We start from the raw sequence: 5,362 nt of genomic DNA, 5'->3' as shown, positions 1-5,362 counted from the left end.
TTCGGACGGTTCGTGCGGCTCGATGACAGTCGTTCGCGTGCCGGTGGCGGCAGTGGGCTCGGGCTGGCTATCGCCCGCGACATCGTGACCGCGCACGGCGGCACGCTGACCGTCGACGACCTCGAGCACGGCGCGGCGATGCGGATCCGGCTCCCGCTGCCCCCCACGGACTGATGTGATTCCCCGACCCCTCTTAGGAAACTCTTAGTCGCCCCGGTCGCGGCGATTAAGGTGCCCGGCCACGCTGGTATTTCTCGCCGAACGGACGGCGACCTGCGGGGTGCGGGATGAAGCTGGTACGGGAGGGATGATCGTGCGGGTGCTGGTGGTGGACGACGACCCGGCGGTGCGGGACTCGCTCGCGCGGACGCTGCGGTTCGAGGGCCACGACGTGGAGACGGCGGCGGACGGCCGGGAGGCCGTGGCGGCCGTCGCCACCCGGGAGCCGGACGCCATGATCCTCGACGTCAGCATGCCGGTGATGGACGGCCTGGCGACCTGCCAGCAGTTGCGGGCCGACGGGATCCTGGTGCCGGTGCTGATGCTCACCGCCCGCGACGGCGTCGGCGACCGGGTCGCCGGGCTGGACGCCGGTGCCGACGACTACCTGGTCAAGCCGTTCGCCCTGCAGGAGCTGCTGGCCCGGCTGCGGGCGCTGGCGCGCCGTTCGATGATCACCACACCGGCGCCGGCCGACGCCGCCGAGTTGCGCTTTTCGGACGTACGCATGGACGTGCGCACCCGTGAGGTCCGGCGTGGTGACCGCCAACTCCGGCTCACCCGCACCGAGTTCGGCATCCTCGAGGCGTTCCTGCGTCATCCGCGGCAGGTGCTGACCCGGAGCGGCCTGTTCGAGCAGGTCTGGGGCTACGACTTCGGCGAGACCTCGAACAGCATCCACGTCTACCTCGGCTATCTGCGCCGCAAGCTGGAGGCCGAGGGCGAGAGCCGGCTGCTCTGGACGGTGCGCGGCGTCGGCTTCGTCCTGCGTGAGGACGCCCCGTGAGACGGCTGGTCCGGTGGTGGCGCCGCCGTACCCTGCGGGCCCGACTGTCGCTGCTGGTCACCGGGGCGGTCGCGGCCGCCGTGGTCACCATCGCGGTGGTCGCCTGGCTGGCGGTCGGCGAGATCCAGCACCACCAGACCCAGTCGCAACTGACCAGCGAGGCGGCCGCGATCGTCGCCCAGCCCGACCAGTGGCGCAACGCGGCGCGGCTCCCCGAGCCGCGCGACGGACACCGGCACAGCGGGCTGGAGTGGCAGATCGTCGATTCGAGCGGCGCGGTCGTGAGTCACTCGGCGACCGCCCTGCCGGTGACCGCGAACGTCAGCCGGCCCCAAGAGAGGCCGGTCCGGGTCGGCGGCGACGACTACCTGATGCTCACGGTGCCGCTCACCGGCGGGGGTGCCGTTTCGGTGGCGATCAACCAGGACCCGGACGAGAACGTGCTGACCATCCTGGGCCTGCTGCTGCTCGGTGTCAGCGTGGTCGGCGTGGCCGGCGCGGCGTTCCTCGGCCGGGCGGTCGCCCGCGCCGGCCTGGCCCCGGTGGAGCGGCTCACCGGCGCGGTCGAGGACGTCACCGGCACCCTGGATCTCGGCCGCCCGCTGCCGGTCGACGGGGCCGACGAGATCGCCCGGCTCGGCGCGTCGGTCAACACCCTGCTGGCGGCGATCGACACCGCGCGGCGGGCCCAGCGCACGCTGATCGAGGACGCGAGTCACGAGATGCGGACGCCCATGACCAGCATCCGCACCAACATCGAGCTGCTGCTCGAGGTCGAGAAGCACCCCGAACTCGCGCACCGCCTGCCGCCCGACGAGCGGGCGAAGCTGCTGGCCGATCTGAACGCGCAGATGGCCGAGCTGGCCACCCTGACGACCGAGCTGGTCGAGCTGGCCCGGGACGAGAGCACCCGCGAGGCGGCCGAGGACGTCGAGCTCACCGACGTGATCGAGGCGGCGGTCATCCGCGTACGGATCCGGGCACCCCGCGTCCGGTTCGCTACCGACCTTCAGCCGGCGGTCGTGCACGGGCGGCCGGGCGAGCTCGAACGGATGGTCGTCAACATCCTCGACAACGCGGCCAAGTGGAGTCCGCCCGACAGCACGGTCGAGGTCACGCTGAAGACGGGCGAGCGGCCGGTTCTGACCGTCGCCGACCACGGACCGGGCATCGACGAGGGTGACCGCCCGTACGTCTTCGACCGGTTCTACCGGGCCACCGCGGCCCGTTCGATGCCCGGCTCGGGTCTCGGGCTGGCCATCGTCGCGCAGACGGTGGCCCAGCACGGCGGCACCGTCACGGCCGGCCCCAACGAGCCGCGGGGAACGGTGATCACGGTGCTCTTAGGGTCTTCTTAACCGGCCACGCCGGAGGCTCTTAGCCTCGCCGCCGATCGTGATGGGTGTACGGCACACCGCCGAACCCCATCACCGGAGGATGACCATGGACGACGGACGCATCGTCGTATCCGGCCTGACCAAGCAGTACCCGGGCCTGACCGCGGTGAACGACCTGTCGTTCACCGTCGAGCCGGGCCGGGTCACCGGCTTCCTGGGCCCCAACGGCGCCGGCAAGACCACGACCCTGCGGATGCTGCTCAACCTGGTCATGTCGACGGCCGGATCGGCCACGATCGGCGGCCACCGCTACGTCGACCTGCCCGAGCCGGACCGGGTCGTCGGCGCGGTGCTGGAGGCCTCCTCGGCGCACAAGGGCCGCACCGGCCGCAACCACCTGAAGGCGTGCTGCATCACCACCGGGCTGCCGCTGAGCCGGGCCGAGGAGGTCCTCGACATGGTCGGCCTCCAGCCGGCCGCCGACCGCAAGTTCAAGGGCTACTTGCTGGGCATGAAGCAGCGGCTCGGCATCGCCGCGGCCATGCTCGGCGACCCGCGGGTGCTGATCCTGGACGAGCCGGCCAACGGGCTCGACCCGGAGGGCATCCGCTGGATGCGCGAGTTCCTGCAGCGGCTGGCCGCCGATGGCCGCACGGTGCTGGTCTCCAGCCACCTGCTCTCGGAGATGCAGGCGCTGGCCGACGACGTGGTCATCGTCGCGGCCGGCCGCCTGGTCCGGCAGGGCGCGGTCCGCGAGGTGCTGGCCTCGATGGCCGGCGACACCCGGATCCAGGTGGGCACGCCCGATCCGGAGACGCTCGCCTCCGCGCTGCGCGCGATCGGCGCTTCGGTCATCGCGGCCGGACCGGGCACGCTTCTCGTTTCCCGTACGACCGCGGCCGTGGTCGGAGACACGGCTCTGGCCGCCGGTGTGGCCGTGCACCACCTGAGCACCGATCAGCCCGACCTCGAAGACGTGTTCCTGACCCTCACGACCGAGAAGGCCGCCATCCGATGATCCGTCTTGTGCACGCCGAGATCTTCAAGCTGCGCACCACCAGCATGGGCTGGCTGTTCGCCGTCGCCACCGTCCTCAGCACCGTGATCATGTTCGTGGTCAACGCGGTGAACGCGAACTCCCTGCTCAAGCCGTTCGCCCAGTTCGTGGCCCTGGAGACACACGGCCACGGCGACCGGATCCCGCCCGAGTTCCTGGCCCGTCTGCGGAGTGACTGGCAGCTCGGGCACTCCGCGATCACCCAGGCGACCACGCTCTACACCTCGGGGCAGCTGATCGGGGTGCTGCTCGCCTGCCTGCTCGGCATCGTGCTGATCACCAGCGAGTATTACCAGCAGACCGCTACCACGACGTTCCTGCAGACGCCGCGGCGTACCCGGGTCGTGGCCGGCAAGCTGGGCACCGCGATCGTCATGGCCGCCGCGTCCTGGCTCGTCTCGACCGTACTCAGCGTGGTCGCCGGGGCGATCTTCCTACACCACCTCGGGTACGGCTCGCAGCTGGGGCACTGGGGTGTGCTGCGGGCGATCCTGCTCAACCTCGCCGCGTACGCGATCTGGGCCGTTTTCGGGGTCGGCTTCGGCGCCCTGGTCCGCAGCCAGCTCGGCGCCACCGTCTCGGCGACCGTGCTCTACCTGGTCGGCGCCTCGGCCGCGGGCAGCGTCTTCGATCTGATCCACACCTACTGGATCAACCAGGACTGGGTGCTGACCCTGCAGGTGATCGTGCCCGAGGTCGCGTCGACGGTGATGATCTCGCCGACCAAGACGTTCACCCAGAGCCCGGCCGAGTGGGTCGGCGCGGTCGTTCTGATCGCGTACGGCATCGTCGCGGGCGTGGTCGGCACGTCGATCCTGCGGCGCCGCGACATCGCCTGACCTTTTCAGCGCTTTCTTACCTACGACTTGTAGGTTTAGTGGCCCGTCCGGCGGTCATGTTGTTTCCTGCCTCTTGCTTCGAGCCGAAGGATCCTGATGTCGCAGTTCCTCGACCCGCAGTGGCTGATCTCCACGTTCGGCCTGATCGGCATCCTCGTGCTGGTGTTCGCCGAGTCGGGCCTGCTGATCGGGTTCTTCCTGCCCGGCGACTCGCTGTTGTTCACCACCGGGCTGCTGATCGCGAACCGGCAGTACCTGCACCAGCCGCTGTGGCTGATGTGCCTGCTGATCTCGATTGCGGCGGTGCTCGGCGACCAGTTCGGCTACGTCTTCGGGCGCCGTTTCGGGCCGGCCCTGTTCCGCCGGCCCGACTCGCGGCTGTTCAAGCAGGAGAACCTGCAGCGGGCCTCGGCGTTCTTCGACAAGTACGGTGCCCGGTCGATCGTGCTGGCCCGGTTCGTGCCGATCGTGCGTACCTTCACCCCGATCGTGGCCGGTGCGAGCGGCATGCACTACCGGCGGTTCGTCGGCTACAACGTGCTCGGCGGCGTGCTGTGGTCCTGCGGTGTCACGATCCTGGGCTACTTCCTGGGCCAGGTCGCCTTCGTCAAGAACAACATCGAGCTGATCCTGATCGGCATCGTGGTGATCTCGGTGATCCCGATCGCGATCGAGTTCCTCCGGGGTCGGCGTCGTTCGAAGGTCAGCACGGATCACCCGTAAGCGTATGGGGCTTTTCAACCGATTCTCAGGACGTCGTGAGTAGGGTCCGCAGCCATGGCCTTACGTTCATCTGCCTGGTCCGCGCTGTTGACGGCGGTTGCCCTGGTCGCGGCCTGCGGGCCGGGAGCCCCGGCGCCCGCTGTCTCGGCGTCCGCCGTCTCGGCTCCTGCTGTCTCGGCTCCTGCGGCTTCGGTCGGTGTCGCCTCGCCCGCCGCCGACCCGGGCCGCAAGGTCATGGTGATCGTGGAGGAGAACCACGGCTACCGTCAGGTCATCGGTGACCCGGACGCCCCGTACCTCAATCGGCTGGCCGGCGCCTACGGCACCACCACCCGCTACGACGCCGGCTACCCGGCGCACTGCCCGTCGCTGGCCGCCTACATCCTGATGACCAGCGGCA

Annotated in this window: 7 protein-coding genes; all 7 read left to right on the top strand. The window is 70.1% G+C overall.

Annotated features, from left to right (window positions below; all coding sequences use genetic code 11):
- Positions 1–174 (top strand): ATP-binding protein (locus AB0M88_RS52730; RefSeq protein ID WP_364116065.1); only part of this gene is annotated, 174 nt, incomplete at its 5' end.
- Between the two features lie 139 nt (positions 175–313).
- Positions 314–1,006, top strand: coding sequence for a response regulator transcription factor (locus AB0M88_RS52725; protein ID WP_364116062.1), 693 nt, complete (start codon positions 314–316; stop codon positions 1,004–1,006).
- A complete protein-coding gene (locus tag AB0M88_RS52720) occupies positions 1,003–2,364 on the top strand; it encodes a HAMP domain-containing sensor histidine kinase (RefSeq protein ID WP_364116060.1) in 1,362 nt (453 codons plus the stop codon). Before AB0M88_RS52725 ends, AB0M88_RS52720 begins: the two co-directional genes overlap by 4 nt.
- Positions 2,365–2,443: 79 nt before the next feature.
- Entirely contained in the window at positions 2,444–3,361 is a 918-nt protein-coding gene (locus AB0M88_RS52715; RefSeq protein ID WP_364116057.1) for an ATP-binding cassette domain-containing protein, read from the top strand.
- Positions 3,358–4,239, top strand: a complete 882-nt coding sequence (locus AB0M88_RS52710; RefSeq protein ID WP_364116054.1) for an ABC transporter permease — start codon at positions 3,358–3,360, stop codon at positions 4,237–4,239. Before AB0M88_RS52715 ends, AB0M88_RS52710 begins: the two co-directional genes overlap by 4 nt.
- A gap of 96 nt (positions 4,240–4,335) precedes the next feature.
- Positions 4,336–4,962, top strand: coding sequence for a VTT domain-containing protein (locus tag AB0M88_RS52705; RefSeq protein WP_364116051.1), 627 nt, complete (start codon positions 4,336–4,338; stop codon positions 4,960–4,962).
- A gap of 54 nt (positions 4,963–5,016) precedes the next feature.
- Positions 5,017–5,362: hypothetical protein (locus tag AB0M88_RS52700; protein WP_364116048.1), on the top strand; the 346-nt coding region annotated here is incomplete at its 3' end.

This window comes from Actinoplanes sp. NPDC051411, from assembly GCF_040682075.1.
Lineage (GTDB): Bacteria > Actinomycetota > Actinomycetes > Mycobacteriales > Micromonosporaceae > Actinoplanes.
This window is presented reverse-complemented; position numbering and strand designations above follow the sequence as displayed.